We start from the raw sequence: 24,658 nt of genomic DNA, 5'->3' as shown, positions 1-24,658 counted from the left end.
TGGACCCTTTAGTTATTGGAACACTAGCACCGTTTAGGGAGAAGTTGAGTATGCGTACTCAGGCGCCACCACGGAGTCCCGGCCGACGATGGAAGGCATGCTGTGGTCCGACCCCGAGAACGAGCCGCCCAAGGAACTGCGCGACATGCAGGAGATGTTGCGGCGGCTGGGCGTTCTCATGGCGCTGGCCATGGTGCTCACGATGATCGTGCTCGGGCTGAGGTGAGCCCGGCCGGGCGCGCCGATACGCTGGCCGTATGACTGATCAGCCCCGCCGCCGGCTCGTCCTGGCCTCCCAGTCCCCCGCCCGGCTCAATCTGCTGCGCCAGGCCGGCCTGGACCCCGAGGTCATCGTGAGCGGCGTCGACGAGGAAGCCGTCACCGCACCCACCCCCGCCGACCTGGCGCTGGCCCTCGCCGAGGCGAAGGCCTCCGTCGTGGCGGCCAGGCCCGAGGTCAAGGGTGCGATCGTGATCGGCTGCGACTCGGTCCTCGACCTGGACGGCCAGGCCCTGGGCAAGCCGGCTGACGCCGAGGAGGCCACGGCGCGCTGGAAGTCGATGCGCGGCCGGGCGGGCACGCTCCAGACCGGCCACTGCGTCTACGACACCGTGACCGGCCGGTACACCTCCGCCACCGCCTCCACGGTCGTCCGCTTCGGCGAGCCGACCGACGAGGAGATCGCCGCGTACGTCGCCTCCGGCGAACCGCTCTACGTCGCCGGGGCGTTCACCCTCGACGGCCGCTCGGCCCCGTTCATCGACGGCATCGACGGCGACCACGGCAACGTGATCGGCATCAGTCTGCCGCTGGTGCGACGACTGCTGGGGCAACTGGGCGTCGGCATCACGGAGTTGTGGGCGCCGGCGGAGGACTGACCGGGGAGCCGCCCGCCGGGGCGCCGTCCCCGCCGGTGCCCCCGTCGGGCGCGGCGTCGGCGGGCTCCGCGGAGCCGGGCGCGGCCTGGGCGTCGTACGTCATGAGCAGCAGCACTATCAGGCCGAGCACGACGACCATGAACAGGAACGCCGTCCAGCCCACCAGCCCCCAGGCGAACGCGCCCAGCAGCCCGTGCACCACGGCCGCACTGATCAGCAGGATGCGGCCGAAGCCGGCCGGGGCTCGGTCGCGCAGGGCCACGAGCAGGGCGACCAGGCCACACAGCGCGAAGTAGGCGCCGAAGACGACCCCGCCGATCTTCGAGGACAGCGACATCACGTCCGGGTCGAGGCCCGCCAAGGACATGTCCTGACGGTCGACCACGACCCCTAGGAACCACTGAAGCGCCGCGACACCGAGCCCCTCGACGAAGAGCACGACCGCCACCACCCACGCCACCGGCCTGCGCACCACCGGCCCCCACCTACTTCCGAGCGCTCTGTTACTCCAAGTACGGACGAGACATCGCGAACGCTACTAACGGGTAAACCCCGGGACAAGGGTTCGGGCGTCGGCAAAGAATCATTGGGCCATTCGTAGGGATTCCACAAAGAAACCGAGTGGCCCGCAGCACGTGATGACAGAGACCTTGACCACAGCGGAGGGCTAGGGTTTTCCGGGAGAGACCTGCGTGCCCGGGCGCGACATGGGATTTCGCAGGTCGAGCGAGCCTGGAATCACGCTCCGTGTGGGCAAGCTCACCACTGGGGACGGGTCGATGTGGCGTGTCGGCAGTCCCTAAACTCGGCTTGTTTCAAGGAGGGAGCCTCAATCGTGCGCAAGGTGCTCATCGCCAACCGTGGCGAAATCGCTGTCCGCGTGGCCCGGGCCTGCCGGGATGCCGGCATCGCGAGCGTGGCCGTATACGCCGACCCGGACCGGGACGCTCTGCATGTCCGCGCCGCGGATGAGGCGTTCGCCCTGGGTGGTGACACTCCGGCGACCAGCTACCTGGACATCGACAAGGTGCTGAACGCGGCGCGCGAGTCGGGCGCGGACGCCATCCACCCCGGCTACGGCTTCCTGTCGGAGAACGCCGACTTCGCCCAGGCCGTCCTCGACGCCGGCCTCATCTGGATCGGTCCGCCGCCGCAGGCCATCCGCGACCTCGGCGACAAGGTCGCCGCCCGGCACATCGCCCAGCGTGCCGGTGCCCCGCTCGTCGCCGGCACGCCCGACCCGGTGTCCGGCGCGGACGAGGTCGTGGCGTTCGCCGAGGAGCACGGCCTGCCGATCGCCATCAAGGCCGCCTTCGGCGGTGGCGGACGCGGCCTGAAGGTCGCCCGCACCCTCGAAGAGGTGCCGGAGCTGTACGACTCGGCCGTCCGCGAGGCGGTCGCCGCCTTCGGCCGCGGCGAGTGCTTCGTCGAGCGCTACCTGGACAAGCCGCGTCACGTCGAGACCCAGTGCCTCGCCGACACCCACGGCAACGTGGTCGTCGTCTCCACCCGTGACTGCTCGCTGCAGCGCCGCCACCAGAAGCTCGTCGAGGAGGCCCCCGCGCCGTTCCTCTCCGAGGCCCAGGTCGCCGAGCTGTACTCCGCGTCCAAGGCGATCCTCAAGGAGGCCGGCTACGTCGGCGCCGGCACGGTCGAGTTCCTGGTCGGCCTCGACGGCACGATCTCCTTCCTGGAGGTCAACACCCGCCTCCAGGTCGAGCACCCGGTCACCGAGGAGGTCACCGGCATCGACCTCGTGCGCGAGATGTTCCGCATCGCCGACGGCGAGGAACTCGGCTACGGCGACCCGGTCCTGCGCGGCCATTCCTTCGAGTTCCGCATCAACGGCGAGGACCCGGGCCGGGGCTTCCTGCCCGCCCCCGGCACGGTGACCACCTTCGCCCCGCCGACCGGCCCTGGCGTCCGCCTGGACGCGGGCGTCGAGTCCGGCAGCGTGATCGGCCCGGCCTGGGACTCCCTCCTCGCCAAGCTGATCGTCACCGGCGCCACCCGGCAGCAGGCCCTGCAGCGTGCGGCCCGCGCGCTGGAGGAGTTCCAGGTCGAGGGCATGGCCACGGCCATCCCGTTCCACCGCGCGGTCGTCAAGGACCCGGCGTTCGCACCGGAACTGACCGGCAGCCAGGACCCGTTCACGGTCCACACCCGCTGGATCGAGACCGAGTTCGTCAACGAGATCAAGCCCTTCGCGGCCCCCGCCGACACCGAGACGGACGAGGACCCGGACCGCGAGACGATCGTCGTCGAGGTCGGCGGCAAGCGCCTGGAGGTCTCCCTCCCGTCCTCGCTCGGCATGTCGCTGGCCCGCACCGGCCTCGCCGCCGGCGCCAAGCCCAAGCGTCGCGCGGCCAAGAAGTCCGGCCCCGCGGCCTCCGGTGACACCCTCGCCTCCCCGATGCAGGGCACCATCGTCAAGGTGGCCGTCGAGGAGGGCCAGGAGGTCAAGGAAGGCGACCTGATCGTCGTCCTCGAGGCGATGAAGATGGAACAGCCCCTGAACGCCCACAAGTCCGGCACCGTCAAGGGCCTGTCCGCCGAGGTCGGCGCCTCCCTCACCTCGGGCGCCGCGATCTGCGAGATCAAGGACTGAGTCGTACGACATCCCGGGGCGCCCGGCGGGCTGAGCGATCAGCCCCTCGGGCGCCTCTTTTCATCGAAGGGCAGGTGAACCCGATGGCCCGGCCGCCGGCAGGCATGCGCGCCGACGCCCGCCGCAACCACGAGCGCCTGGTCACCGAGGCCCGCGCCGCCTTCGCCGAACACGGCACGGCCGCGTCCCTGGAGGACGTGGCCCGCCGCGCCGGCGTCGGTATCGGCACGCTCTACCGTCACTTCCCCAACCGCGACGCCCTGCTGAGCGCGGTCTTCGAAGACGCCGTCAGCGACCTCCTGACCCGCTCCCACGAACTCCTCGACGCCCCCGAGCCCTGCGCCGCCCTGGTGACCTGGCTACGCGAGATGGTCACCCACGCCGGCGAGTACCGCGGCCTGGCCAGATCCCTGATGTCCGTGTCGTACGACAACACCTCGGCCCTGGCCCGATGCAGCGGCCCGATCCGCGAGGCAGGGGGCGCACTGCTGACCCGGGCTCAGGAAGCGGGCACGGTCCGGGAGGACGTGGCGATCACCGACCTCCTCCAGCTCACCCACGCGATCGCATTGGCGGCGGAGGAGTCGCCGGGCGATCCGGCGTTGGCCGACCGACTGCTGATGCTGACGTTGCGAGGTTTGAAGAACGGTCCCAGCCAACCGACCTAGCGGCAGCCAACCCAGGGGCGCGGGGAACTGCGCGACAAGCCACAATCAACCGGCACTCGCGCACCACCACAACCACCTACGGCGAATAGGCGAACGGCGAACCTAACGCCGCCGCAGATCCGCGACCCGGGCCCGCTCCCGCTCCCGCTCCGCCCCTTGCTCCCCGAGCACCGCCGCAGCGGACCGCAACCCCTGCCCCCGCCTAGGCCCCGGCAGCGGCCCCCGCCGCCGCGCCGGGACCTCGTCACCCCCCTGGCCCCCACTCGCCCCGGCCACGGCGATCTGCACCCCCTGATCGGCGAGGGCCTGCAGCTCGGTGTGGGCACGGTCGTCGTGGACCGGCGGTTCATCGGTGACCAGCCGCGTGATGACATCGGTGGGCACCGTCTGGAACATCGTGTCCGTACCGAGCTTCGTGTGGTCGGCGAGGACGACGACCTCCGCGGCCGCCTGCACCAACGCCCGGTCGACGGACGCGGAGAGCATGTTGGACGTGGACAGCCCGCGCTCGGCGGTGAGCCCGCTCCCGGAGATGAAGGCCCGCGACACCCGCAGTCCCTGGAGGGACTGTTCGGCGCCGCTGCCGACCAGCGCGTAGTTCGACCCGCGGAGCGTGCCGCCGGTCATCACGACCTCGACCCGGTTGGCATGGGCCAACGCCTGTGCCACCAGGAGGGAGTTGGTGACGACGGTCAGTCCGGGGACGCGGGCGAGCCGGCGGGCCAGCTCCTGCGTGGTGGTTCCCGCCCCGACGACGATCGCCTCGCCCTCTTCCACGAAATTCGCGGCGAGGTCGGCGATGGCCGTCTTCTCGGCGGTCGCGAGATGCGATTTCTGCGGAAAGCCGGACTCCCGCGTGAACCCGCCCGGCAATACCGCACCGCCATGCCGGCGGTCGAGGAGTCCTTCTGCCTCCAGTGCGCGCACGTCCCGCCGTACGGTCACTTCGGAGGTCTGGACGACGCGGGCGAGCTCACGGAGCGACACGGCTCCGTTCGCTCGCACCATTTCGAGGATCAATTGGCGACGTTCTGCAGCGAACACGAAACTGACAGTAACCCCAACGACCGTCTGCTTTCAGCAGTTTGCGCCGAATTACAGAAGTTGTTCGTACGCAAGGGCGAGAAGTGGTATAGAGCCTAGTCCCGCCGCCTATGCCGCACGCATGCTCGACAACTCCCCGTGACCAGCGGGGAGTTGGATTCGGCCGTCAGAGTTCGCCACCGGACTTCCGGGTGTGCAACTGCCGTGCCACCTCGGCGATCGAGCCCGAAAGGGAGGGGTACACGGTGAAGGCGTTCGCGATCTGTTCGACCGTCAGATTGTTGTCGACCGCGATCGAGATCGGGTGGATCAGTTCCGAGGCGCGCGGCGACACGACCACACCGCCGACGACGATGCCCGTACCCGGCCGGCAGAAGATCTTGACGAAGCCGTCCCGGATGCCCTGCATCTTGGCGCGCGGGTTGCGCAGCAGCGGCAGCTTGACGACCCGGGCGTCGATCTTGCCCGCGTCCACGTCGGCCTGGGAGTAGCCGACGGTGGCGATCTCGGGGTCGGTGAAGACGTTGGAGGACACGGTCTTGAGGTTGAGCGGGGCCACCGCGTCGCCGAGGAAGTGGTACATGGCGATACGTCCCTGCATCGCGGCCACCGACGCGAGGGCGAAGACGCCGGTCACGTCACCGGCGGCATACACGCCCGGCGCGGTCGTCCTGGACACCTTGTCGGTCCAGATGTGCCCGGACTCGCGCAGCTTGACGCCGGCCTCCTCCAGGCCCATGCCCGCCGAGTTCGGGATGGCGCCGACGGCCATCAGGCAGTGGCTGCCGCTGATGACACGCCCGTCGGCGAGGGTGACCTCGACGCGGTCGCCGACCCGCTTGGCGGCGGCGGCGCGGGAGCGGGCCATGACGTTCATGCCGCGGCGCCGGAAGACGTCCTCGAGGACGGCGGCGGCGTCGGGGTCCTCGCCCGGCAGCACGCGGTCCCGGGACGAGACGAGGGTGACGCGCGAGCCGAGCGCCTGGTAGGCACCGGCGAACTCGGCACCCGTCACACCGGACCCGACCACGATGAGCTCCTCGGGCAGCTCGGTGAGGTCGTAGACCTGGGTCCAGTTGAGGATGCGCTCGCCGTCGGGCTGGGCGTCCGGCAGCTCGCGCGGGTGACCGCCGGTGGCGATGAGGACGGCGTCGGCGGTGAGGGTCTCCTCGGTGCCGTCCGCGGCGCGCACCACGACCTTCCTCGACCCGTCGAGGCCCTGCATGCCCTCCAGCCGGCCGCGGCCACGCAGGACCCGGGCGCCGGCCCGGGTGACGGAGGCGGTGATGTCGTGGGACTGAGCGAGGGCGAGCCGCTTCACACGCCGGTTGACCTTGCCCAGGTCGACGCCCACCACCCGGGCGGGCGTGTCGATGTGCGGCGTGTCGTCGGCGACGATGATGCCCAGCTCCTCGTACGAGGAGTCGAAGGTGGTCATCACCTCGGCCGTGGCGATGAGGGTCTTCGACGGCACGCAGTCGGTGAGCACCGACGCCCCGCCCAGACCGTCGCAGTCGACGACGGTCACCTCCGCGCCGAGCTGGGCGGCCACCAGGGCCGCCTCGTATCCGCCGGGTCCGCCACCGATGATCACGATCCGAGTCACGTACTCCATTGTCCCGCACGCCACACGGTGCCACTGCCTGGGGGCCCGCCCGAGACACCACTGTTACGGGAGGGGCGGACGATTCGCCTGCCGTACCCTCTCTCCATGTCGCTCTACGCCGCGTACGCCGGCAATCTCGACGCGCGGCTGATGACCCGCCGCGCTCCCCACTCGCCGCTGCGCGCCACCGGCTGGCTGAACGGCTGGCGGCTGACGTTCGGGGGCGAGCAGCTCGGCTGGGACGGCGCGCTGGCGACGCTCGTCGAGGAGCCGAAGGAGCAGGTCTTCGTCGCGCTGTACGACATCGCCCCGATGGACGAGGAGTCCCTGGACCGCTGGGAGGGCGTCGGACTCGGCATCTACCGGCGGCTGCGGGTACGGGTGGACACGCTGGAGGGCGAGGAGCCGGCGTGGGTGTACGTGCTGAACGCCTATGAGGGCGGGCTGCCGGCGGCACGCTACCTGGGCGAGATCGCGGACGCGGCGGAGTCGGCGGGGGCGCCACACGATTACGTGATGGAGCTGCGGAAGCGGCCCTGTTGAGGGGGGACACGCGGAGAATCCCCTACGTGATCCCGTACGCATGCCCGCAGGTGAACGCTCCCCTCGTCCTCGAACCCCTGTACACCGAGCAGGCCGCGTCGGCCCGCGACCGGACAGGGGGTGTTTCGAAAGTCCCGTGCGGTGCCCGCGCCCGCCGCGGCAGCGGCTGGTGTCGCAGCCGGTGCGTGCCCTCGGCGCACCGGACGAAGGCCCTCGTACTGGACGTACCTGGGCCTTTGGCCGGTGCGGCGAGGGTGCGAGCCGGGCGCCGTGGGTGCTGTGCGGGACGTTCGAAACGCCCCTTGGACGACCTGCGACGCGCCACGTTCGACCGAGGGTTCGCCACCCTGACCCAGGACCCGTTTCCTTCCGTGTCCCGGGCGAGCGACCCCGCGGGGACCACCCGTAGGGTCCGGCTCACCGAGGACGCCCTGGTCGAATACACGGTCAGCCTGCGGCGTCTGGTCATCATCGCGGTGACGGTTCTCGACGACTCCGACATCCGCGTCCCCGACTCCTGAGGACCGGGAGGGACCGTTTCGTTGGAAACGACAAGACAACGATCGCCATCCCGTGAGCTCTGTCATCTACGCGCGTAGGCCCAAACCGGCTACCCTCAGTCGCGTGAACGCATCTCTTCTTCCGGACGACATCCAGGGCGACCCCCACGCCGCCGCCGACGCCGCCGCCGCGCGCCTGCGCGAACTCACCGGCGCCGAGACCCACGACGTCGCCCTCGTGATGGGCTCCGGCTGGGCGCCGGCCGTGGACGCCCTCGGGGCACCCGAGGCCGAGTTCCAGGTCACCGAGCTGCCCGGCTTCCCGCCGCCGGCGGTGGAAGGGCACGGCGGCAAGATCCGCTCCTACCGGATCGGCAACAAGCGCGCCCTCGTCTTCCTGGGCCGCACCCACTACTACGAGGGGCGCGGCGTGGCGGCGGTGAGCCACGGTGTGCGCACCGCGGTGGCGGCCGGCTGCAAGACGATCGTCCTCACCAACGGCTGTGGTGGACTGCGTGAGGGCATGCGGCCCGGGCAGCCGGTGCTGATCAGCGACCACATCAACCTCACGGCGACGTCCCCGATCGTCGGCGCGAACTTCGTCGACCTGACGGATCTGTACTCGCCGCGACTGCGGGCCCTGTGCAAGGAGATCGACCCCACGCTGGAGGAGGGTGTCTACGCCCAGTTCCCCGGCCCGCACTACGAGACGCCGGCGGAGATCCGGATGGCTCGGGTCATCGGGGCGGACCTCGTGGGGATGTCGACGGTGCTCGAGGCCATCGCCGCGCGTGAGGCGGGTGCGGAGGTGCTGGGCATCTCCCTGGTGACGAACCTCGCGGCCGGGATGACGGGCGAGCCCCTCAACCACGAGGAGGTCCTTCAGGCCGGGCGTGACTCGGCGACGCGGATGGGGTCGCTGCTGGCGCAGGTGCTCGGGCGCCTGTAGAGCGTTTCCTCGCCCCCGCCGCCCCTACCCGTCCCCTCCTTCTGGGGCTCCGCCCCAGAGCCCGCTCCTCAAACGCCGGAGGGGCTGAGTCGTTCAGCCCGTCCGGCGTCTGAGGACGAGGCCCGCAGGGCCGACAGCGGGGGTCTGGGGGCGCAGCCCCCAGGGACGGGACGGGTAGGGGCGGCGGGGGCGAGAAACCCGGCCGTGACCGGCCCGCTTTCGAACGACACGAACGAGAGGTTGACCGACGTGCACGACGATCTCATCGCCCGGGCCCAGGCCTGGCTCACCGAGGACCCGGACCCGGAGACCCGCGACGAGCTCGCCAAGCTCATCGAAGCAGCCGACATCGAAGAGCTCACCGCACGCTTCAGCGGCACCCTCCAGTTCGGCACAGCAGGCCTGCGAGGCGAACTCGGCGCGGGCCCGATGCGCATGAACCGCACGGTCGTCATCCGCGCCGCCGCGGGCCTCGCCGCCTACCTCAGGAAGCAGGGCCACGCGGACGGCCTCGTCGTCATCGGCTACGACGCCCGCCACAAGTCGGAGGACTTCGCCCGCGACACGGCGGCCGTGATGACCGGCGCGGGCCTGCGTGCCGCGGTGCTGCCGCGCCCCCTGCCCACCCCGGTCCTGGCGTACGCCATAAGGCACCTCGGCGCGGTCGCCGGCGTGGAGGTCACCGCCAGCCACAACCCGCCCCGCGACAACGGCTACAAGGTCTACCTCGGCGACGGCTCCCAGATCGTCCCGCCCGCCGACATCGAGATCGCGGAGGAGATCGCCGCGGTACCGTCCCTGACGGTCGTCCCCCGCCCCACGGAGGGCTGGGAGACCCTCGACGACAGCGTCCTGGAGGCCTACCTCGCCCGTACGGACGCGGTCCTCGCCCCCGACTCCCCGCGCACCGCCCGCACCGTCTACACGGCGATGCACGGCGTCGGCAAGGACGTCCTCCTCGCCGCCTTCGCCCGCGCCGGCTTCCCCGCCCCGGCCCTCGTCGCCGAGCAGGCCGAGCCGGACCCGGACTTCCCCACCGTCGCCTTCCCCAACCCGGAAGAGCCCGGCGCGATGGACCTGGCCTTCGCCAAGGCCCGCGAGACCGACCCCGACCTGGTCATCGCCAACGACCCCGACGCCGACCGCTGCGCCGCGGCCGTCAAGGACGGGGAGGCCTGGCGGATGCTGCGCGGCGACGAGGTGGGCGCGCTGCTCGCCGCGCACCTCGTGCGCCGCAGCGCGCGGGGCACGTTCGCCGAGTCGATCGTCTCCTCCTCCCTCCTCGGCCGTATCGCCGAGAAGGCGGGCCTGCCCTACGAGGAGACCCTCACCGGCTTCAAGTGGATCGCCCGTGTCGACGGCCTGCGCTACGGCTACGAGGAGGCCCTCGGCTACTGCGTCGACCCGGAGGGCGTACGCGACAAGGACGGCATCACCGCCGCCCTGCTGATCACCGAGCTGGCCTCGGTCCTGAAGGCCGAGGGCCGCACGCTCCTCGACCTGCTCGACGACCTCGCCGTGGAGCACGGCCTGCACGCCACCGACCAGCTCTCGGTCCGCGTCCAGGACCTGTCGGTCATCGCGAACGCCATGCGCCGTCTGCGCGAGCGGCCGCCGGCCGAACTCGCCGGTCTGGCCGTCACCCGCGCCGAGGACCTCACCCGGGGCACCGAGACGCTCCCGCCCACGGACGGTCTGCGGTACACCCTCGAAGGCGCCCGCGTCATCGTCCGGCCCAGCGGCACCGAGCCCAAGCTGAAGTGCTACCTGGAGGTCGTCGTCCCGGTCGCCGCGCACGCCGACCTGCCGGCCGCCCGCGCCGAGGCGGCCGACCTGCTCGCGACGATCAAGCGGGACCTCTCGGCGGCGGCGGGCATCTGAGCCGTACGCGGCCCGCTCGGAGTCGTACGACACTCTCGGAGTCCTACGAGCGCTCTCGGAGTCCTACGCCGACTCACTGATCGTTCCCGAAGGGGTGCCCCCGTCCGGAGGCGCCCCTTCGGGTGATTTCCGCCCGGCGGTTGACCCGCGCTCCACGCCCTTCGGCGCCCTCCGGGCAACGGTGGACGCAAGACGCACCACCGATCCGCCTGGAGCCGCGCCGTGTCCACGACCGCATCCCGGCCGACCCCCCGCGCCACCACCGCCCCAAACTCCCGCCCGCCGCCGAGGAACCGCCCCGCTCTCCTCCCCGCCCTGCGCCGCGCCGCCCCCGCCCTCCTCGCCTACGTCGCCGTACGCGGCACGGGCCTGCTGTTCCTCACCGTCTGGGCGCACCGACAGGGGCACGGCGTCTGGCCGATCCTGGCGACGCAGTGGGACGCCGACTGGTACCTCGGCATCGCCGAGCACGGTTACGCGCACGGGCTCGGCACCGCGCACAACGCCAACAACCTGGCGTTCTTCCCGCTCTACCCCACCCTGGTGAGGGTGCTCTCGCTGCTCACCCCGGGCTCCCGCGCGAGCACCGGCCTCGGCCTCGCCGTGATCGCCTCCCTCGTGGCCGCGTGGGGAGTCTTCGCGGTCGGCGACCGGTTGTACGGGCGCCGGGCCGGTGTGCTCCTGACCACCCTGTGGGCCGCGCTCCCGGTCGGTCTGGTGCAGTGGATGGGCTACACCGAGTCCCTGTTCACGGCGCTCGCCGCCTGGTCCCTGTACGCCGTGCTCACCGGTCGGCTCCTCGCCGCGGCCTGGCTCGCCGCGCTCGCGGGCCTGACCCGCCCGACCGGGGTCGCGGTCGCGGCGGCGGTCACGACCGCGGCCTTGCTCGCGCTGCGCCGCCGCTTCGACGTCCGTACCCTCGCGGCCGCCGTGGTCGCGCCGCTCGGCTGGTGCGGGTACGTCGGCTGGGTGGGCCTGCGAGTGGGGCGCTGGGACGGATACTTCGCCGTGCAGCGGCTGTGGCACAACGAGCTGGACGGCGGAGTCGAAACCCTGCGCGAGATGCGACGGCTGCTGCTCCACGCCCCGAAGCCCGAGCTGTTCCTGGTGATGGTGACGCTGACGCTGATCGCGTCGGTCGTGCTGTTCGGGCTGGCTGTGGCTGACCGGCAGCCGGTCGCGCTGCTGGTCTTCACGGCCGTACTGCTGGCGATCGTCCTGGGCAGCGGCGGCGTCTACTTCCCGCGCGCCCGCTTCCTGCTCCCCGCCTTCCCGCTCCTGCTCCCCCTCGCCCTGCACCTGTCCCGCGCGAGCCGCCGCTACCTCGCGCTGGTCCTCGCGGCGGCGGTCGTCGGCTCGGCGTACTGCGGCGCGTACATGGCGCTGGTGTATCCGGGCGCACCCTGACCGCCGACCCCGCGCACTCAGGGCTCAGCTCAGGAAGCCCCGCAGCAGCGCCGCCGTCCCCCGCGGTGCCGTCGGCCGGCTGGCCCCGTCGGGCCCAGCGCCAGGAGGATCAGCAGCAGCACTGCCCCGCGACGGCCCTGGTCTACCCGGACGCACCCCGACCAACCTCGCGCACCCCTCGCCGGCCGCCCCCGTCGGGCTCTCAGCCCACCGCCAGCGGAATCAGCAGCAGCACCGCCCCGCGATGGCGCTGTTGCCCCCGGACGCGCTCCGACCGCCGATCCCGCGCACGCCCTCAGCCGGCCCCGTCGGGCTCTCAGCCCACCGCCAGCAGAATCAGCAGCAGCACGGCCCCCGCGATCGCCGGGCCCATCACCTCGTAGGCCCATCGCACGGTCACCTCGCCCTGGGCGGGCTCGGCCTCCCCGTGGTTCTCCAGCAGTTCCCGCAGGTCGTCCATGATCTTGTCGGTCTCGGCCCGCGTCGGACCGTTCGCGTCGGCCATCCCGCGCGACCCGCGGAGTCCGCGTCCCCCGCCGCCTCCCCGGCCCGCGGCGTTCGTCTGCGCCGCCGTGCGGTCCGCGTGCTGCGCGGCCTTCTTGCGGGCCCGCAGCGAGACCGGGATGGCCCAGAGCTGGTACTTGGTGCCGGACTTCGCGACGACCTCGTTCGAGTAGCCGGACCGCAGGGAGGCGACCTGGCCCCAGGGGACCACGACGACGCGCAGCGGGTTGCGGATCCGCAGCCGCTCCTCGTTGGCGTACACGGCGGGGCGGAGCGTGAACGCGGACGCCAGTGGCACGATGAGGATCATCGCGGCGAGCGCCAGCCACTGCGTGCGGCTCTCGCCGCGTACCAGCGCGTCGATGCCGAGCCAGAACACGATGGCGAGCAGCGCGACGCCGCCGAGGATGCCCATGGGTGAGCGGTAGACCCGGTCCCTCGATACGGGGTCCGGGGTGGTGGGCTGGTGCTCGGGGTCGGGGGTCGTCATGGGGCCGATTGTGCCGCATGCCTGCCGGCGGCTTGGCGGGGCGCCCGGTCGCCGTGGGGGGTGCGGTGTGCGTGGGCGGGTGCGGGTCGGAAGGGGCTGGTCGCGCAGTTCCCCGCGCCCCTGGGGGCGTGCGGGTGCCCGGCGTCTTGGCAGCTGTGGCACCCCGCGCCTGAGGCATGCGAGCACCCGGCGTCTGACAGGTCCCGCGGCCCCCCGGGGGGCGTGCGGGTGCCCGACGCGTTGGCAGCTCCGGCACCCCGCGCGCCTGAGGCATGAGAGCACCCGGCGTCTGGCAGGCCCCGCGCCACTGGGGCGTCCGGCATCTCCCGCGCCACGGGGGGCATCCGACATCTCCCGCGCCACGGGGGGCATCCGACATCTCCCGCGCCACGGGGGCATCCGGCACCCCCCGCGCGATTCACGGATCCGACCCTCGGGGTGTACAGCTGCTACGCGCGTAGATATGCTCGTCTGGTGACCATGCCCACCAATGCATCTGCCGCAGCTCACGCACTCACGGACGTCACCGCGTCCGACAGCACGCTGCGCCGCTTCCTTCACGGGCTGCCCGGCGTCGACGCGGTCGGCCTGGAGGGGCGTGCGGCGTCCCTCGGTACCCGTTCCATCAAGACGACCGCCAAGGCGTACGCCATCGACCTCGCGATCTCGATGGTCGACCTGACGACGCTGGAAGGCGCGGACACCCCGGGCAAGGTCCGGGCGCTCGGCGCCAAGGCGGTGCGCCCCGACCCGACCGACCGGACGACCCCGCCGACCGCGGCCGTCTGCGTCTATCCCGACATGGTGGCCACCGCCAAGGAGGCCGTCGCGGGGTCGACCGTGAAGGTCGCCTCGGTCGCCACCTCGTTCCCGGCGGGCCGCGCCCCGCTCACCGTCAAGCTGGCGGACGTGCGCGAGGCCGTGGCGGCGGGCGCCGACGAGATCGACATGGTCATCGACCGCGGGGCGTTCCTGGCGGGCAACTACATGAAGGTGTACGACGAGATCGTCGCCGTGAAGTCGGCCTGCGGGACGAGCGCCCGGCTCAAGGTCATCTTCGAGACCGGCGAGCTCTCGACGTACGACAACATCCGGCGGGCGAGCTGGCTCGGCATGCTGGCCGGCGCCGACTTCATCAAGACGTCCACCGGCAAGGTCGCCGTGAACGCCACTCCGGCGAACACCCTGCTCATGCTGGAGGCGGTGCGCGACTTCCGTGCCCAGACCGGCATCCAGGTCGGGGTGAAGCCGGCCGGCGGGATCCGGACGACCAAGGACGCCGTCAAGTTCCTCGTCCTCGTCAACGAGACCGCCGGCGAGGACTGGCTCGACAACCACTGGTTCCGCTTCGGCGCCTCCTCGCTCCTGAACGACCTGCTGATGCAGCGTCAGAAGCTGGCCACCGGCCGCTACTCCGGCCCCGACTACGTGACGGTGGACTGATCACCATGGCATCGGTATTCGAATACGCACCGGCCCCCGAGTCCCGCGGAGTCGTCGACATCGCGCCGTCGTACGGCCTGTTCATCGACGGCGAGTTCGTGGAGGCGGCCGACGGCAAGGTCTTCAAGACCGTCTCCCCCTCCTCCGAGGAGGTCCTCGCCGAGATCGCCCAGGCCGGCGAGGCGGACGTGGACCGCGCGGTCAAGGCCGCCCGCAAGGCGTTCGAGAAGTGGTCGGCACTGCCCGGCGCCGAGCGCGCCAAGTACCTGTTCCGCATCGCGCGGATCATCCAGGAGCGCTCGCGCGAGCTGGCCGTCCTGGAGACCCTGGACAACGGCAAGCCGATCAAGGAGACCCGCGACGCCGACCTGCCCCTGGTCGCCGCGCACTTCTTCTACTACGCGGGCTGGGCCGACAAGCTGGACCACGCCGGTTTCGGCGCGAACCCGCGTCCGCTGGGCGTCGCCGGCCAGGTCATCCCCTGGAACTTCCCGCTGCTGATGCTGGCCTGGAAGATCGCCCCGGCGCTGGCGACCGGCAACACGGTCGTGCTGAAGCCGGCCGAGACGACCCCGCTCTCCGCCCTCTTCTTCGCGGACATCTGCCGGCAGGCGGGCCTGCCCAAGGGCGTCGTCAACATCCTTCCCGGCTACGGCGACGCGGGCGCCGCGGTCGTCGCGCACCCCGACGTGAACAAGGTCGCCTTCACCGGCTCCACGGCCGTCGGCAAGGAGATCGCGCGGACCGTCGCGGGCACCCGCAAGAAGGTCACCCTGGAGCTGGGCGGCAAGGGCGCCAACATCGTCTTCGACGACGCCCCGATCGACCAGGCCGTCGAGGGGATCGTCAACGGGATCTTCTTCAACCAGGGCCAGGTCTGCTGCGCCGGCAGCCGGCTGCTGGTGCAGGAGTCGATCGAGGAGGAGCTGCTGGAGTCCCTCAAGCGCAGGCTCTCCACGCTCCGCCTCGGCGACCCGCTGGACAAGAACACCGACATCGGCGCGATCAACTCCGAGGAGCAGCTCACCCGCATCACCTCGCTCGTGGAGCAGGGTGAGGCGGAGGGCGCCGAGCGCTGGTCGCCGGCCTGCGAACTGCCGGAGAGCGGCTACTGGTTCGCCCCGACGCTCTTCACGAACGTCACCCAGGCGCACACCGTCGCCCGTGACGAGATCTTCGGCCCGGTCCTGTCGGTCCTGACCTTCCGTACGCCGGACGAGGCGGTCGCCAAGGCGAACAACACGCCGTACGGCCTGTCGGCGGGCATCTGGACCGAGAAGGGCTCCCGGATCCTGGCCGTCGCGAACAAGCTGCGCGCCGGTGTCGTCTGGTCCAACACGTTCAACAAGTTCGACCCGACCTCGCCGTTCGGCGGCTACAAGGAGTCGGGCTTCGGCCGCGAGGGCGGTCGCCACGGCCTGGAGGCGTACCTCGATGTCTGACCGACTGTCTGTCTTCAAGACCTACAAGCTGTACGTCGGCGGGAAGTTCCCGCGTTCCGAGAGCGGCCGGGTGTACGAGGTGACGGACTCGAAGGGCAACTGGCTGGCCAACGCGCCGCAGTCCAGCCGTAAGGACGCCCGGGACGCGGTGGTCGCCGCACGGAAGGCGTTCGGCGGCTGGGCGGGTGCCACGGCCTACAACCGGGGCCAGGTCCTCTACCGGGTCGCGGAGATGCTGGAGGGCCGCAAGGCGCAGTTCGTGCGCGAAGTGGCCGACGCCGAGGGTCTTTCGAAGTCCAAGGCGGCCGAGCAGGTCGACGCGACGATCGACCGCTGGGTCTGGTACGCGGGCTGGACCGACAAGATCGCCCAGGTGGTCGGAGGCGGCAACCCGGTCGCGGGCCCGTACTTCAACCTCTCCTCCCCCGAACCGACGGGCGTGGTGGCGGTCCTCGCCCCGCAGGACTCGTCCTTCCTGGGCCTGGTATCGGTCGTCGCCCCGGTGATCGCCACGGGCAACACGGCGATCGTGGTGGCGTCGGAGAAGTCCCCGCTGCCCGCCCTCTCCCTCGGCGAGGTCCTGGCCACCTCCGACGTCCCCGGCGGCGTGGTCAACGTCCTCTCCGGCCGTACGGCGGAGATCGCGACGCCGCTGGCCGCGCACCAGGACGTCAACGCGATCGACCTCGCGGGCGCCGACGACGTACTGGCCAAGGAGCTGGAGATCGCGGCGGCGGACAACCTGAAGCGCGTCTTGCGTCCACAGCCTGTGGATTACGCGGAGACTCCCGGCATCGACCGCATGACGGCGTTCCTGGAGACCAAGACGGTCTGGCACCCGACGGGCTCCCTGGGCGCCTCGGGCTCGTCCTACTGACCCACCCCAAACCAGAGGGCCGTGCCTCCTCTCCGTCCGGAGGAGGCACGGCCCTCTTCCTCTGCGCCCGTTCGACAGAAATGTGATGCGCGCTTCAATCCCCGTCCACCGGGTCGTTCCCGGCCCGCGCCATGCCTCAGACTGGTGTCCCGTGAGTTCCCATCCGTCCATACCGACGCGAGTCGTGCTGCTCTGCGGCCCTTCCGGCTCCGGCAAGTCCCTTCTCGCCGCGCGTTCCGGGCTTCCGGTGCTGCGGCTCGACGACTTCTACAAAGAGGCCGACGACCCCACGCTGCCGCAGGTCCCGGGGAGCGCCGACATCGACTGGGACCACCCGGACTCGTGGGACGCCGACACGGCCGTGAAGGCCATCGCGGACCTGTGCGGCACGGGGCGTACGAACGTGCCGGTGTACGACATCTCGCTTAGCGCCCGTACCGGCGAGGAGACCGTCGAGATCGGGCGTACGCCGCTGTTCATCGCGGAGGGCATCTTCGCCGCCGAGATCGTGACGCGCTGCCGGGAGCTCGGCGTGCTGGCCGACGCGCTGTGTCTGAGCCGGGGCCCGGTGACGACGTTCCGGCGCCGGTTCCTGCGCGATCTGAAGGAGGGCCGCAAGTCGGTGCCCTTCCTGTTGCGCCGCGGCTGGCGCCTGATGCGCCTGGAGCAGTCGATCATCGCCCACCAGACCTCCCTGGGCGCCTACGCCTGCGACCGCGACGAGGCCCTCACCCGCCTCACCGCGGCAGCGGCGGGGCGCCGCCCGGCGGCGACTCCGGCCACCTGAACGAAGTCTGCGCCTTCTCCGTCGTAGGACCGGATGACGGTCCCTGCGGAAAGGAAGCCGATGACAACTGTCCTCCGGGCCGGCTCACGGCTGGCCACGGCGGTCACGATCCTGGCGGCGGCCGCCGGCTGCGCGTCGGGCGGCGAGGCCGCATCCTCCTGCGCGGGGTTGGTGACGTACGACAACCGCGGCTATCTGCCCGCCGCGGACATGGCCTTCACCGTGGGCGAGCGGCTGGGCACCGCCACGATCGTGGAGTGCGACGACACCCCGAACGATCCCGGGGTCACCATTCCTGAGGGCAGCACCGGCGCGTACACCGTCGAGGGAAGCGATCCCGCCGACGCCATCGCCGTGGGCGACACGCCCGCCGGGGCGACCCTCGTGAAGGCCCGCTGAGCGCACAGCGAAGCGGGACTGGACGGACCCCCCGGCCCTCCAGCCCCGCTGCTGTTGTGCTCCACCGCTTCCCCCGTGGTGGAGCACCCCCCGTTTCCCCCGTTGGTCCCCCGTGGGCCCCCCAGCCCCCGTGGGTCCCCCCACTTCTTCACCGCTCCCCCGTTGCATCCCCCCGGATGCGGTCCCCCCGTACCCTCAGGCGACAAGCTCCCCGAAGGCGTCCTCCTCGTCACGGCCGAAGCTGAGGACCTCGTCCTCGCGCAGCCGGCGGAGCGACCGCCAGATGCTGGACTTCACCGTGCCGACACTGATGTCGAGGATCTCCGCGATCTCCGGGTCGGTGCGGCCCTCGTAGTAACGGAGGACCAGCATCGTCCGCTGGAGTTCGGGGAGCCGGGCGAGCGCCTGCCACAGGACCGCGCGCAGCTCGGTGCCGCGCATCGCGTCCGTGTCGCCGGGCGTCTCCGGCAGCTCCTCGGTCGGGTATTCGTTCAGCTTGCGGCGGCGCCACGCGCTGATGTGCAGGTTGGTCATGGTGCGGCGGAGGTATCCGCCGACCGCGGCCTTGTCGCTGATCCGGTCCCAGGCCCGGTACGTCGAGAAGAGGGCGCTCTGCAGCAGGTCCTCGGCCTCGAAGCGGTCACCGGTCAGGTGGTAGGCGGTTGCGTACAGGGAGGCGCGGCGCTCCTGGACGTAGGCGGTGAACTCCGCCTCCGACAGCGAGCGACGCCGCTCCCCCGAGTCCTCCCTGTACGCGGCTCCCCCGACCGTACCCATAGCGGCTACCGCCGCGGGCTCCCCCGTGAAACCGTCAACCACCGTCATGTACGCGGTGTGCTGACGCCCGGCGCCGCGAGCGCACCCCCGCCCGCTCACGGCACCGGACTTCTCCGAACCCCGGCCCCCGTTCACGTCGTGCAGACGCGTGATCACTGCGCTGTTGCTGGTGCCGTGCAGCGTGTTCATCTCGCGCCCCCCGTCGTGGACTTCCGGTGTTCTGCTCGTTCGTCTTGCTGTGGTGATGCTGTGGTGCGACTTGCTGTCCTGCCTGTGCCGAAAAGCTTGCCCGGGCACCTTCATGGCCGTGTCCGCCGACTGTCACAGACCTGTCACAGGGGCCTGTGTCAGAGCCGCCCCCCAGGCGCACGACAGCCCGGACACAGTCATGAGCGCTACGTGCGCGTAGCCGTACAGCTCGTACAGGTGTCGAAAGACCGCCCCGCATGGGCCAGAATGACCCCCGTGCCTTCCCTGTTGCTGATCGAGGACGACGACGCCATCCGTACGGCCCTGGAGCTCTCACTGACGCGCCAGGGACACCGGGTGGCCACCGCTGCCACCGGCGAGGACGGTCTGAAACTGCTGCGTGAGCAGCGGCCGGACCTGATCGTGCTGGACGTGATGCTGCCCGGCATCGACGGCTTCGAGGTGTGCCGGCGCATCCGGCGCACGGACCAGCTGCCGATCATCCTGCTGACCGCGCGCAGCGACGACATCGACGTCGTGGTCGGACTGGAGTCCGGCGCGGACGACTACGTCGTCAAACCCGTGCAGGGGCGCGTCCTCGACGCCCGGATCCGGGCCGTGCTGCGGCGCGGCGAACGCGAGTCGAACGACGCGGCGGCTTTCGGCAGCCTGGTCATCGACCGCGCGGCCATGACCGTCACCAAGAACGGCGAGGACCTCCAGCTCACCCCGACCGAGCTGCGTCTGCTCCTCGAACTGAGCCGCCGCCCGGGCCAGGCCCTGTCCCGCCAGCAACTCCTGCGCCTGGTCTGGGAGCACGACTACCTGGGCGACTCACGCCTGGTCGACGCCTGCGTGCAGCGCCTGCGCGCCAAGGTCGAGGACGTCCCGTCCTCCCCCACCCTGATCCGTACGGTCCGTGGTGTCGGCTACCGCCTGGACGCGCCTCAGTGACCAAGGCGCAAGGGGGTTTCCGCGGCTGGCTCGCGGCTCGCAAGGGAGTGTGGTCGAGGCTGCGTCTGACCAGTCTGCGACTGCGGCTGGTGGTCGTGTTCGGCCTGGTGGCGCTCACCGCCGCCGTGTCCGCGTCCGGCATCGCGTACTGGCTCAACCGCGAGGCGGTGCTCACCCGTACCCAGGACGCGGTGCTGCGCGACTTCCAGCAGGAGATGCAGAACCGCGCGGGCCTGCTGCCCACGGAGCCGACGCAGGACGAGCTCCAGCACACGGCCGGTCAGATGGCCAACAGCAGCCAGCGCTTCAGCGTCCTCCTCGTCGCCCAGGACGCCGAGGGCAAGCCCGCCTACGGCAGTTCCGGCGGCCTGGACGGCTTCACCCTCGCGGACGTGCCGAAGTCGCTGCGCACGGCCGTGAACGAGAAGCAGGAGATCAACTCCTCCAACAAGGCCGAGTACCACCTGTACTGGCAACGGATCGTGGAGGACGACACCCCTTATCTGATCGCCGGTACGAAGGTGATCGGCGGCGGTCCGACCGGCTACATGATGAAGTCCCTGGAGCAGGAGGCCAAGGACCTCAACTCCCTGGCCTGGTCCCTCGGTATCGCCACCGGCCTCGCCCTGATCGGCTCCGCGCTGCTGGCCCAGGCGGCCGCCACGACCGTACTGAAGCCGGTGCAGCGGCTGGGCGTCGCCGCCCGCCGCCTGGGCGAGGGCAAGCTGGACACGCGCCTGAGGGTCTCCGGCACGGACGAACTGGCCGACCTCTCCCGGACCTTCAACAACGCCGCCGAGGCACTGGAGAAGCGGGTCGCCGACATGGCCTCGCGTGACGAGGCGTCACGGCGCTTCGTGGCCGACATGTCCCACGAGCTCCGCACCCCTCTCACCGCGATCACCGCCGTCACCGAGGTCCTCGAAGAGGAGCTGGAGGCGGACTCCGGGTCCATGGACCCGATGATCGAGCCCGCCGTGCGCCTCGTCGTCAGCGAGACCCGCCGCCTCAACGACCTGGTCGAGAACCTGATGGAGGTCACCCGTTTCGACGCGGGCACCGCACGTCTGGTCCTCGACCACGTCGACATCGCCGACCAGATCACGGCCTGCATCGACGCCCGCGCCTGGCTGGACGCGGTGGACCTCGACGCCGAGCGCGGCATCATGGCCCGCCTGGACCCCCGCCGCCTCGACGTCATCCTGGCCAACCTCATCGGCAACGCCCTCAAGCACGGCGGCTCCCCGGTCCGCGTCTCGGTCCGGGAAGCGGAGGAAGCGCTGGTGATCCAGGTCCAGGACCACGGCCCGGGCATCCCCGAGGACGTCCTCCCGCACGTCTTCGACCGCTTCTACAAGGCCAGCGCCTCCCGCCCCCGCTCCGAGGGCAGCGGCCTCGGCCTGTCCATCGCCCTGGAGAACGCCCACATCCACGGCGGCGAGATCACCGCCGCCAACTCCCCCGAGGGCGGCGCGGTGTTCACCCTGCGCCTGCCCCGGGACGCCTCGGAACTGGCGGAACAGACCAACGGCCAGGGCGCGAAGAAGGGGGACGCCTGATGCACGTACGCCACCTGCTGGCGCTCTCCGCGACCGGCGCCGCCCTGCTGACCGGATGCGGCATACGGCCCACGGAGGTCCCCACCAACTTCGGCCCCGCCCCCTCACGCGTGCACTGCTCGCTCTCCGAACCGAACGTGTCGACCCAGGCGGCGCGCGGCCTCCCGGTCCAGGTGTTCCTCCTGTGCGGCTCCCAACTGGTGGCGGTCGACCGCACCGTACGCGTCCCCGACGGCACCGCCGACTCGGCCCGCCGCGTCCTGGTGGCACAGGGCCTTCTCGACGAACTCGAGGCAACCCCGTCGACCGCCGAGAAAGAGGCCGGCTACACCACGGACGTCCGCGGCGCCATGGCCGTGACGGGCCCCCGCCCGGGCGACCCCGACGAAACCCTCCACCTGAGCACAGCCCCCAACGACCTCACCTCATACGCCCTGGCCCAGATCGTCTGCACCTTCTCCGACTCCACAGCCGCGGAGGGCGACGGCTCAGTGATCCTGGGCGGCCCCACCACCACTCCCCCACGCCGCTACGAGTGCACGGACGAGGTCCGCACCAGACCAGGCACCAACGAGCCCCCGTCCACAGACGTCTCGGACGCCTGAGAAACCCCAGGCGGCACACCCCCACGGCGCAGCACCCGCGTACGGCGGCAAGGCGACGCGTCGGGGGGTGTCCGCCCGCAGAGTCCGGTGTCAAGACACGGCCCCTCCTGTCGGTACGGGACCACCGGACCGAGGACGGCCCCCCCCGCGCGTCCCCGCCCCACAACGCGCACCCAGGCGCTACGCGCACCCCCACTCACCGCAACGGGCCGCCGCGGGCATCCCCGCGCCCGCCGGAGGCACCCGCGGGCATCCCCCCGCCCCACCGTCGGAGACATCCCCCGGAACCGATCCCCCCGCCCCACGCGTCTAGGGAGGCGTGCAGCGTCAAGGCTCCATCGGCGGCAGCGCCGCGATCCGCATCCGTGTGACCGGGGGTGTCCTCCTGGCCGCGCACCTGGCGTTCGTCGCCTGGCTCACGCTGCGCCCCCTCGACGTCCCCTGGGTGATGCCCGCCAACCTGCAGCCCTTCGCCGGCATCAGAGCCGACCTGGCCCTCGGCTGGCAGGAGGCGGCCCGCCGCATCATCGAGGGCCTGGCGCTCCTCGCCCCGCTGGGCGTGCTGATCCCGATGGCGCACGGCAGGACCGACGCCTCCCCCATAGGCTCCCTGGTCCGCACGGTCGCCGCCGGCGCCCTGATCTCCCTGGCCATCGAACTGCTCCAGACGGGCGTACCCGGCCAGACGGTCGACGTGGACTCCCTGCTGCTGAACACGGTCGGCGTGGGCCTCGCCCACGCCGCGATCGTCCCCGCCGCCCGAGCCCGGCTCCGCCGCAGGTCCGAGCGCGCCGACCGGTCACCCGTCCCCCAGGAGGAGCCTTCTCAGGGTCGGACCCCGACGATTCCCAGGGTCGGGATAGCTCCGTAGAGTGACGCTTTGCCCGGTTCGTCGCCGTAGCGTTGATGTCAGTGAGGAACTTCCTCACGAGGCCCCACAAGGAGCCTCAGGCCGACGCTCGCGAAGGAGCCGCACCATGACCGCGCTCGCCCGACCCACCCACGGCCGCATGATCGGCGGAGTGTGCGCCGCGCTGGCACGGCGCTTCGGCACCTCCGCGACGACGATGCGCGTGATCTTCCTGATCTCCTGCCTGCTTCCGGGTCCGCAGTTTCTCCTCTACATAGCCCTCTGGATCCTGTTGCCCTCGGAGGACAAGGCGAAGGCACGCGCAGCCTGGTAACCCACAGAGAAACCAGAGAAACCAGTGCGCCCCGCCTCCCCCCGGCGGGGCGCACGCACGTCCGGCTCAGGCAGCCGTGGCCAGCTCCCGCCGCGCCACCCGGGCCGCGCGCGTCCCGAACACGGTGATCGTCACGACACCGAGCACCGCCAGCAGCCCGACCCCGACGGTCCCGGCCCAGCCGCCCGCGTGGAAGGCGAGGGCACCGACCGTGCTGCCCGCGCTGGAGCCGATGTAGTAGGCGGACTGGTACAGCGCCGAGGCCTGGGCGCGCCCCTGCGTGGCCGTCTTGCTGACCGCCGAGGACGCCACCGCGTGCCCGGCGAAGAAGCCGCCGGTGATGAGGACCAGGCCGAGCAGGACCAGTGGCAGGGACCCGGCCAGGGAGAGCAGCAGTCCCGCGGCCGTCGTGGCGCCCGCCGCGTACAGCGCGCCGCGCCGGCCCAGGCGGCCCACCAGCCGGCCGGCCGTGGACGCCGACACCGTGCCGACCAGGTAGACCAGGAAGATCGAGCCGATGATGCCCTGCGGCAGGGAGAACGGCGCCTCCGTCAGGCGGTAGCCGATCACGGTGTACACGCCGCCGAAGACCGTCATGAACAGGGCGCCGATGGCGTAGAGACGGCACAGCAGCGGGTTGCCGAGGTGGTCACGGACCGTTCGCGCGAGCACCCGCGGCCGCAGCGAGCCCGGCCTGAAGTGCCGCGGCGCGGGAAGCAGCAGCCGGAAGGCGACGGCGCACCCGACCGCGATCACACCGATGACGCCGAGGGCGAGACGCCAGCCCCATTCCTGCGCGACCCAGCCGGTGATGACCCGGCCGCTCATACCGCCGACGCTGTTGCCGGCGACGAACAGGCCGATCGCCGTGACCAGCGCCTTGGGGCGGACCTCCTCGGCGAGGTACGCCGTCGCCGAGGCCGGCAGACCGGCCAGCGCGGCGCCCTGTACGGCCCGCAGCACGACCAGGGCGGTCAGGTTGGGGGCGAGGGGGACCAGCAGGCCCACGGTCACCGCGACCGCCAGCGAGGCGGTCATGACCGTACGGCGTCCGTACCGTTCCGACAGCGCGCTCATGGGGAGGACGAACAGCGCCAGACCGCCCGTCGCGGCCGCCACCGTCCAGCTCGCCTCGCTCGCCGCCACCCCGAACTCACCGGAGATCAGCGGCAGAAGGGCCTGCGTGGAGTAGAGAAGCGCGAAGGTCGCGACACCGGCGAGGAAGAGGGCGAAGCTCATCCGGCGGTAGCCGGGGCCGCCCGGGGCCATACGGGAGTCGACGACAGGGACTGCGGGTGCGGCGCCCACGGTGGTGGACGCCCCGGTACTGGCGGGAGACATGCTTCGAAGCTACGTACGGCCCA

25 protein-coding genes are annotated in these 24,658 nt (G+C 71.5%); 19 read left to right on the top strand and 6 right to left on the bottom strand.

Going from position 1 to position 24,658, the window contains the following annotated elements; translation table 11 throughout:
• Window positions 1–97 precede the first annotated feature (97 nt).
• Both mmpB and ACFZBP_RS26955 read left to right on the top strand, forming a co-directional pair.
• Complete coding sequence (mmpB, locus tag ACFZBP_RS26960; protein ID WP_093747104.1) at window positions 98–226, top strand: morphogenic membrane protein MmpB; 129 nt, start codon at window positions 98–100, stop codon at window positions 224–226.
• Window positions 227–257: 31 nt separating this feature from the next.
• Complete coding sequence (locus ACFZBP_RS26955; RefSeq protein ID WP_383455602.1) at window positions 258–878, top strand: Maf family protein; 621 nt, start codon at window positions 258–260, stop codon at window positions 876–878.
• Here the strand turns inward: ACFZBP_RS26955 and ACFZBP_RS26950 are convergent.
• A complete protein-coding gene (locus tag ACFZBP_RS26950) occupies window positions 847–1,353 on the bottom strand; it encodes a hypothetical protein (RefSeq protein WP_383455605.1) in 507 nt (168 codons plus the stop codon). The two genes, ACFZBP_RS26955 and ACFZBP_RS26950, sit on opposite strands and share 32 nt — an antisense overlap.
• A 360-nt stretch (window positions 1,354–1,713) precedes the next feature.
• On the opposite strand from ACFZBP_RS26950, the gene ACFZBP_RS26945 reads away from it, so the two are divergent.
• Both ACFZBP_RS26945 and ACFZBP_RS26940 read left to right on the top strand, forming a co-directional pair.
• Window positions 1,714–3,486 carry a biotin carboxylase N-terminal domain-containing protein gene (locus ACFZBP_RS26945; protein ID WP_391416743.1) on the top strand — a complete coding sequence of 591 codons (1,773 nt, stop codon included), beginning with the start codon at window positions 1,714–1,716 and terminating at the stop codon, window positions 3,484–3,486.
• Window positions 3,487–3,569: 83 nt separating this feature from the next.
• Window positions 3,570–4,154 carry a TetR/AcrR family transcriptional regulator gene (locus ACFZBP_RS26940; protein ID WP_383455610.1) on the top strand — a complete coding sequence of 195 codons (585 nt, stop codon included), beginning with the start codon at window positions 3,570–3,572 and terminating at the stop codon, window positions 4,152–4,154.
• Between the two features lie 102 nt (window positions 4,155–4,256).
• Here the strand turns inward: ACFZBP_RS26940 and ACFZBP_RS26935 are convergent, their stop codons facing one another.
• Together ACFZBP_RS26935 and ACFZBP_RS26930 are read right to left on the bottom strand one after the other, a co-directional pair.
• Window positions 4,257–5,198 carry a DeoR family transcriptional regulator gene (locus tag ACFZBP_RS26935; protein WP_391416741.1) on the bottom strand — a complete coding sequence of 314 codons (942 nt, stop codon included), beginning with the start codon at window positions 5,196–5,198 and terminating at the stop codon, window positions 4,257–4,259.
• 166 nt (window positions 5,199–5,364) lie between these two features.
• Window positions 5,365–6,828, bottom strand: a complete 1,464-nt coding sequence (locus ACFZBP_RS26930) for an NAD(P)H-quinone dehydrogenase (RefSeq protein ID WP_279616904.1) — start codon at window positions 6,826–6,828, stop codon at window positions 5,365–5,367.
• 81 nt (window positions 6,829–6,909) lie between these two features.
• On the opposite strand from ACFZBP_RS26930, the gene ACFZBP_RS26925 reads away from it, so the two are divergent.
• The 5 genes from ACFZBP_RS26925 to ACFZBP_RS26905 all read left to right on the top strand — a co-directional run bounded on the left by ACFZBP_RS26925 (window position 6,910) and on the right by ACFZBP_RS26905 (window position 12,084).
• On the top strand, window positions 6,910–7,347 hold the full coding sequence (locus tag ACFZBP_RS26925) for a gamma-glutamylcyclotransferase (RefSeq protein ID WP_062721955.1): 438 nt from the start codon (window positions 6,910–6,912) through the stop codon (window positions 7,345–7,347).
• Between the two features lie 302 nt (window positions 7,348–7,649).
• Window positions 7,650–7,868, top strand: coding sequence for a hypothetical protein (locus ACFZBP_RS26920; RefSeq protein WP_391416737.1), 219 nt, complete (start codon window positions 7,650–7,652; stop codon window positions 7,866–7,868).
• 103 nt (window positions 7,869–7,971) lie between these two features.
• Window positions 7,972–8,796, top strand: a complete 825-nt coding sequence (locus ACFZBP_RS26915) for a purine-nucleoside phosphorylase (RefSeq protein WP_383455618.1) — start codon at window positions 7,972–7,974, stop codon at window positions 8,794–8,796.
• A gap of 249 nt (window positions 8,797–9,045) precedes the next feature.
• Window positions 9,046–10,677: a phospho-sugar mutase gene (locus ACFZBP_RS26910; protein WP_391416735.1), complete on the top strand. Its 1,632-nt coding sequence runs from the start codon at window positions 9,046–9,048 to the stop codon at window positions 10,675–10,677.
• A 222-nt stretch (window positions 10,678–10,899) separates the two neighbouring features.
• Entirely contained in the window at window positions 10,900–12,084 is a 1,185-nt protein-coding gene (locus ACFZBP_RS26905; protein WP_391416733.1) for a hypothetical protein, read from the top strand.
• A gap of 316 nt (window positions 12,085–12,400) precedes the next feature.
• Here ACFZBP_RS26905 and ACFZBP_RS26900 read toward each other — a convergent pair whose 3' ends face one another.
• The gene (locus ACFZBP_RS26900) at window positions 12,401–13,078 is read right to left on the bottom strand and encodes a PH domain-containing protein (protein WP_383455627.1); all 678 of its coding nucleotides are present in this window, start codon (window positions 13,076–13,078) and stop codon (window positions 12,401–12,403) included.
• A 480-nt stretch (window positions 13,079–13,558) separates the two neighbouring features.
• On the opposite strand from ACFZBP_RS26900, the gene deoC reads away from it, so the two are divergent.
• The 5 genes from deoC to ACFZBP_RS26875 all read left to right on the top strand — a co-directional run bounded on the left by deoC (window position 13,559) and on the right by ACFZBP_RS26875 (window position 18,026).
• On the top strand, window positions 13,559–14,521 hold the full coding sequence (gene deoC / locus ACFZBP_RS26895; RefSeq protein WP_391416914.1) for a deoxyribose-phosphate aldolase: 963 nt from the start codon (window positions 13,559–13,561) through the stop codon (window positions 14,519–14,521).
• Between the two features lie 5 nt (window positions 14,522–14,526).
• Window positions 14,527–15,963 carry an aldehyde dehydrogenase family protein gene (locus ACFZBP_RS26890; RefSeq protein ID WP_383455633.1) on the top strand — a complete coding sequence of 479 codons (1,437 nt, stop codon included), beginning with the start codon at window positions 14,527–14,529 and terminating at the stop codon, window positions 15,961–15,963.
• Complete coding sequence (locus ACFZBP_RS26885) at window positions 15,956–16,840, top strand: aldehyde dehydrogenase family protein (protein WP_391416729.1); 885 nt, start codon at window positions 15,956–15,958, stop codon at window positions 16,838–16,840. Before ACFZBP_RS26890 ends, ACFZBP_RS26885 begins: the two co-directional genes overlap by 8 nt.
• 85 nt (window positions 16,841–16,925) lie before the next feature.
• On the top strand, window positions 16,926–17,627 hold the full coding sequence (locus tag ACFZBP_RS26880; RefSeq protein WP_391416727.1) for a uridine kinase: 702 nt from the start codon (window positions 16,926–16,928) through the stop codon (window positions 17,625–17,627).
• A gap of 60 nt (window positions 17,628–17,687) precedes the next feature.
• A complete protein-coding gene (locus tag ACFZBP_RS26875; protein ID WP_391416725.1) occupies window positions 17,688–18,026 on the top strand; it encodes a DUF6281 family protein in 339 nt (112 codons plus the stop codon).
• Between the two features lie 195 nt (window positions 18,027–18,221).
• Here the strand turns inward: ACFZBP_RS26875 and ACFZBP_RS26870 are convergent, their stop codons facing one another.
• Window positions 18,222–18,992 carry a SigE family RNA polymerase sigma factor gene (locus ACFZBP_RS26870; RefSeq protein ID WP_383455651.1) on the bottom strand — a complete coding sequence of 257 codons (771 nt, stop codon included), beginning with the start codon at window positions 18,990–18,992 and terminating at the stop codon, window positions 18,222–18,224.
• Window positions 18,993–19,268: 276 nt separating this feature from the next.
• Here ACFZBP_RS26870 and afsQ1 point away from each other — a divergent pair, with 276 nt between their 5' ends.
• From afsQ1 to ACFZBP_RS26845, 5 genes are all read left to right on the top strand, one after another.
• Complete coding sequence (afsQ1, locus tag ACFZBP_RS26865; protein ID WP_041819431.1) at window positions 19,269–19,946, top strand: two-component system response regulator AfsQ1; 678 nt, start codon at window positions 19,269–19,271, stop codon at window positions 19,944–19,946.
• The gene (locus ACFZBP_RS26860; RefSeq protein ID WP_391416722.1) at window positions 19,943–21,505 is read left to right on the top strand and encodes an ATP-binding protein; all 1,563 of its coding nucleotides are present in this window, start codon (window positions 19,943–19,945) and stop codon (window positions 21,503–21,505) included. The genes afsQ1 and ACFZBP_RS26860 overlap by 4 nt, the downstream gene beginning before the upstream one ends.
• Window positions 21,505–22,110, top strand: coding sequence for a hypothetical protein (locus ACFZBP_RS26855; protein ID WP_391416720.1), 606 nt, complete (start codon window positions 21,505–21,507; stop codon window positions 22,108–22,110). Before ACFZBP_RS26860 ends, ACFZBP_RS26855 begins: the two co-directional genes overlap by 1 nt.
• Window positions 22,111–22,429: 319 nt before the next feature.
• Window positions 22,430–22,981, top strand: a complete 552-nt coding sequence (locus tag ACFZBP_RS26850; protein WP_391416719.1) for a VanZ family protein — start codon at window positions 22,430–22,432, stop codon at window positions 22,979–22,981.
• A 106-nt stretch (window positions 22,982–23,087) separates the two neighbouring features.
• Complete coding sequence (locus tag ACFZBP_RS26845; protein ID WP_062721939.1) at window positions 23,088–23,294, top strand: PspC domain-containing protein; 207 nt, start codon at window positions 23,088–23,090, stop codon at window positions 23,292–23,294.
• Window positions 23,295–23,360: 66 nt separating this feature from the next.
• On the opposite strand, the gene ACFZBP_RS26840 is transcribed toward ACFZBP_RS26845, so the two are convergent.
• Window positions 23,361–24,635, bottom strand: a complete 1,275-nt coding sequence (locus ACFZBP_RS26840) for an MFS transporter (protein WP_383455666.1) — start codon at window positions 24,633–24,635, stop codon at window positions 23,361–23,363.
• Window positions 24,636–24,658: the final 23 nt, after the last annotated feature.

The sequence above is a fragment of the Streptomyces sp. NPDC008086 genome (assembly GCF_042957325.1).
Taxonomy (GTDB): Bacteria; Actinomycetota; Actinomycetes; order Streptomycetales; family Streptomycetaceae; genus Streptomyces.
Note: the sequence above shows the minus strand (reverse complement) of the source record. Positions and strands in the feature narration are given on the sequence as shown.

Coding starts and splice junctions, on each gene's coding strand:
- ACFZBP_RS26875 (WP_391416725.1), top strand. CDS start 17,688: ATGACAACTGTCCTCCGGGCCGGCTCACGGCTGGCCACGGCGGTCACG.
- deoC (WP_391416914.1), top strand. CDS start 13,559: ATGCCCACCAATGCATCTGCCGCAGCTCACGCACTCACGGACGTCACC.
- ACFZBP_RS26870 (WP_383455651.1), bottom strand. CDS start 18,992: ATGAACACGCTGCACGGCACCAGCAACAGCGCAGTGATCACGCGTCTG.
- ACFZBP_RS26880 (WP_391416727.1), top strand. CDS start 16,926: ATGCGCGCTTCAATCCCCGTCCACCGGGTCGTTCCCGGCCCGCGCCAT.
- ACFZBP_RS26845 (WP_062721939.1), top strand. CDS start 23,088: ATGACCGCGCTCGCCCGACCCACCCACGGCCGCATGATCGGCGGAGTG.
- ACFZBP_RS26890 (WP_383455633.1), top strand. CDS start 14,527: ATGGCATCGGTATTCGAATACGCACCGGCCCCCGAGTCCCGCGGAGTC.
- ACFZBP_RS26885 (WP_391416729.1), top strand. CDS start 15,956: ATGTCTGACCGACTGTCTGTCTTCAAGACCTACAAGCTGTACGTCGGC.
- ACFZBP_RS26925 (WP_062721955.1), top strand. CDS start 6,910: ATGTCGCTCTACGCCGCGTACGCCGGCAATCTCGACGCGCGGCTGATG.
- ACFZBP_RS26855 (WP_391416720.1), top strand. CDS start 21,505: ATGCACGTACGCCACCTGCTGGCGCTCTCCGCGACCGGCGCCGCCCTG.
- mmpB (WP_093747104.1), top strand. CDS start 98: ATGCTGTGGTCCGACCCCGAGAACGAGCCGCCCAAGGAACTGCGCGAC.
- ACFZBP_RS26955 (WP_383455602.1), top strand. CDS start 258: ATGACTGATCAGCCCCGCCGCCGGCTCGTCCTGGCCTCCCAGTCCCCC.
- ACFZBP_RS26840 (WP_383455666.1), bottom strand. CDS start 24,635: ATGTCTCCCGCCAGTACCGGGGCGTCCACCACCGTGGGCGCCGCACCC.
- ACFZBP_RS26900 (WP_383455627.1), bottom strand. CDS start 13,078: ATGACGACCCCCGACCCCGAGCACCAGCCCACCACCCCGGACCCCGTA.
- ACFZBP_RS26940 (WP_383455610.1), top strand. CDS start 3,570: ATGGCCCGGCCGCCGGCAGGCATGCGCGCCGACGCCCGCCGCAACCAC.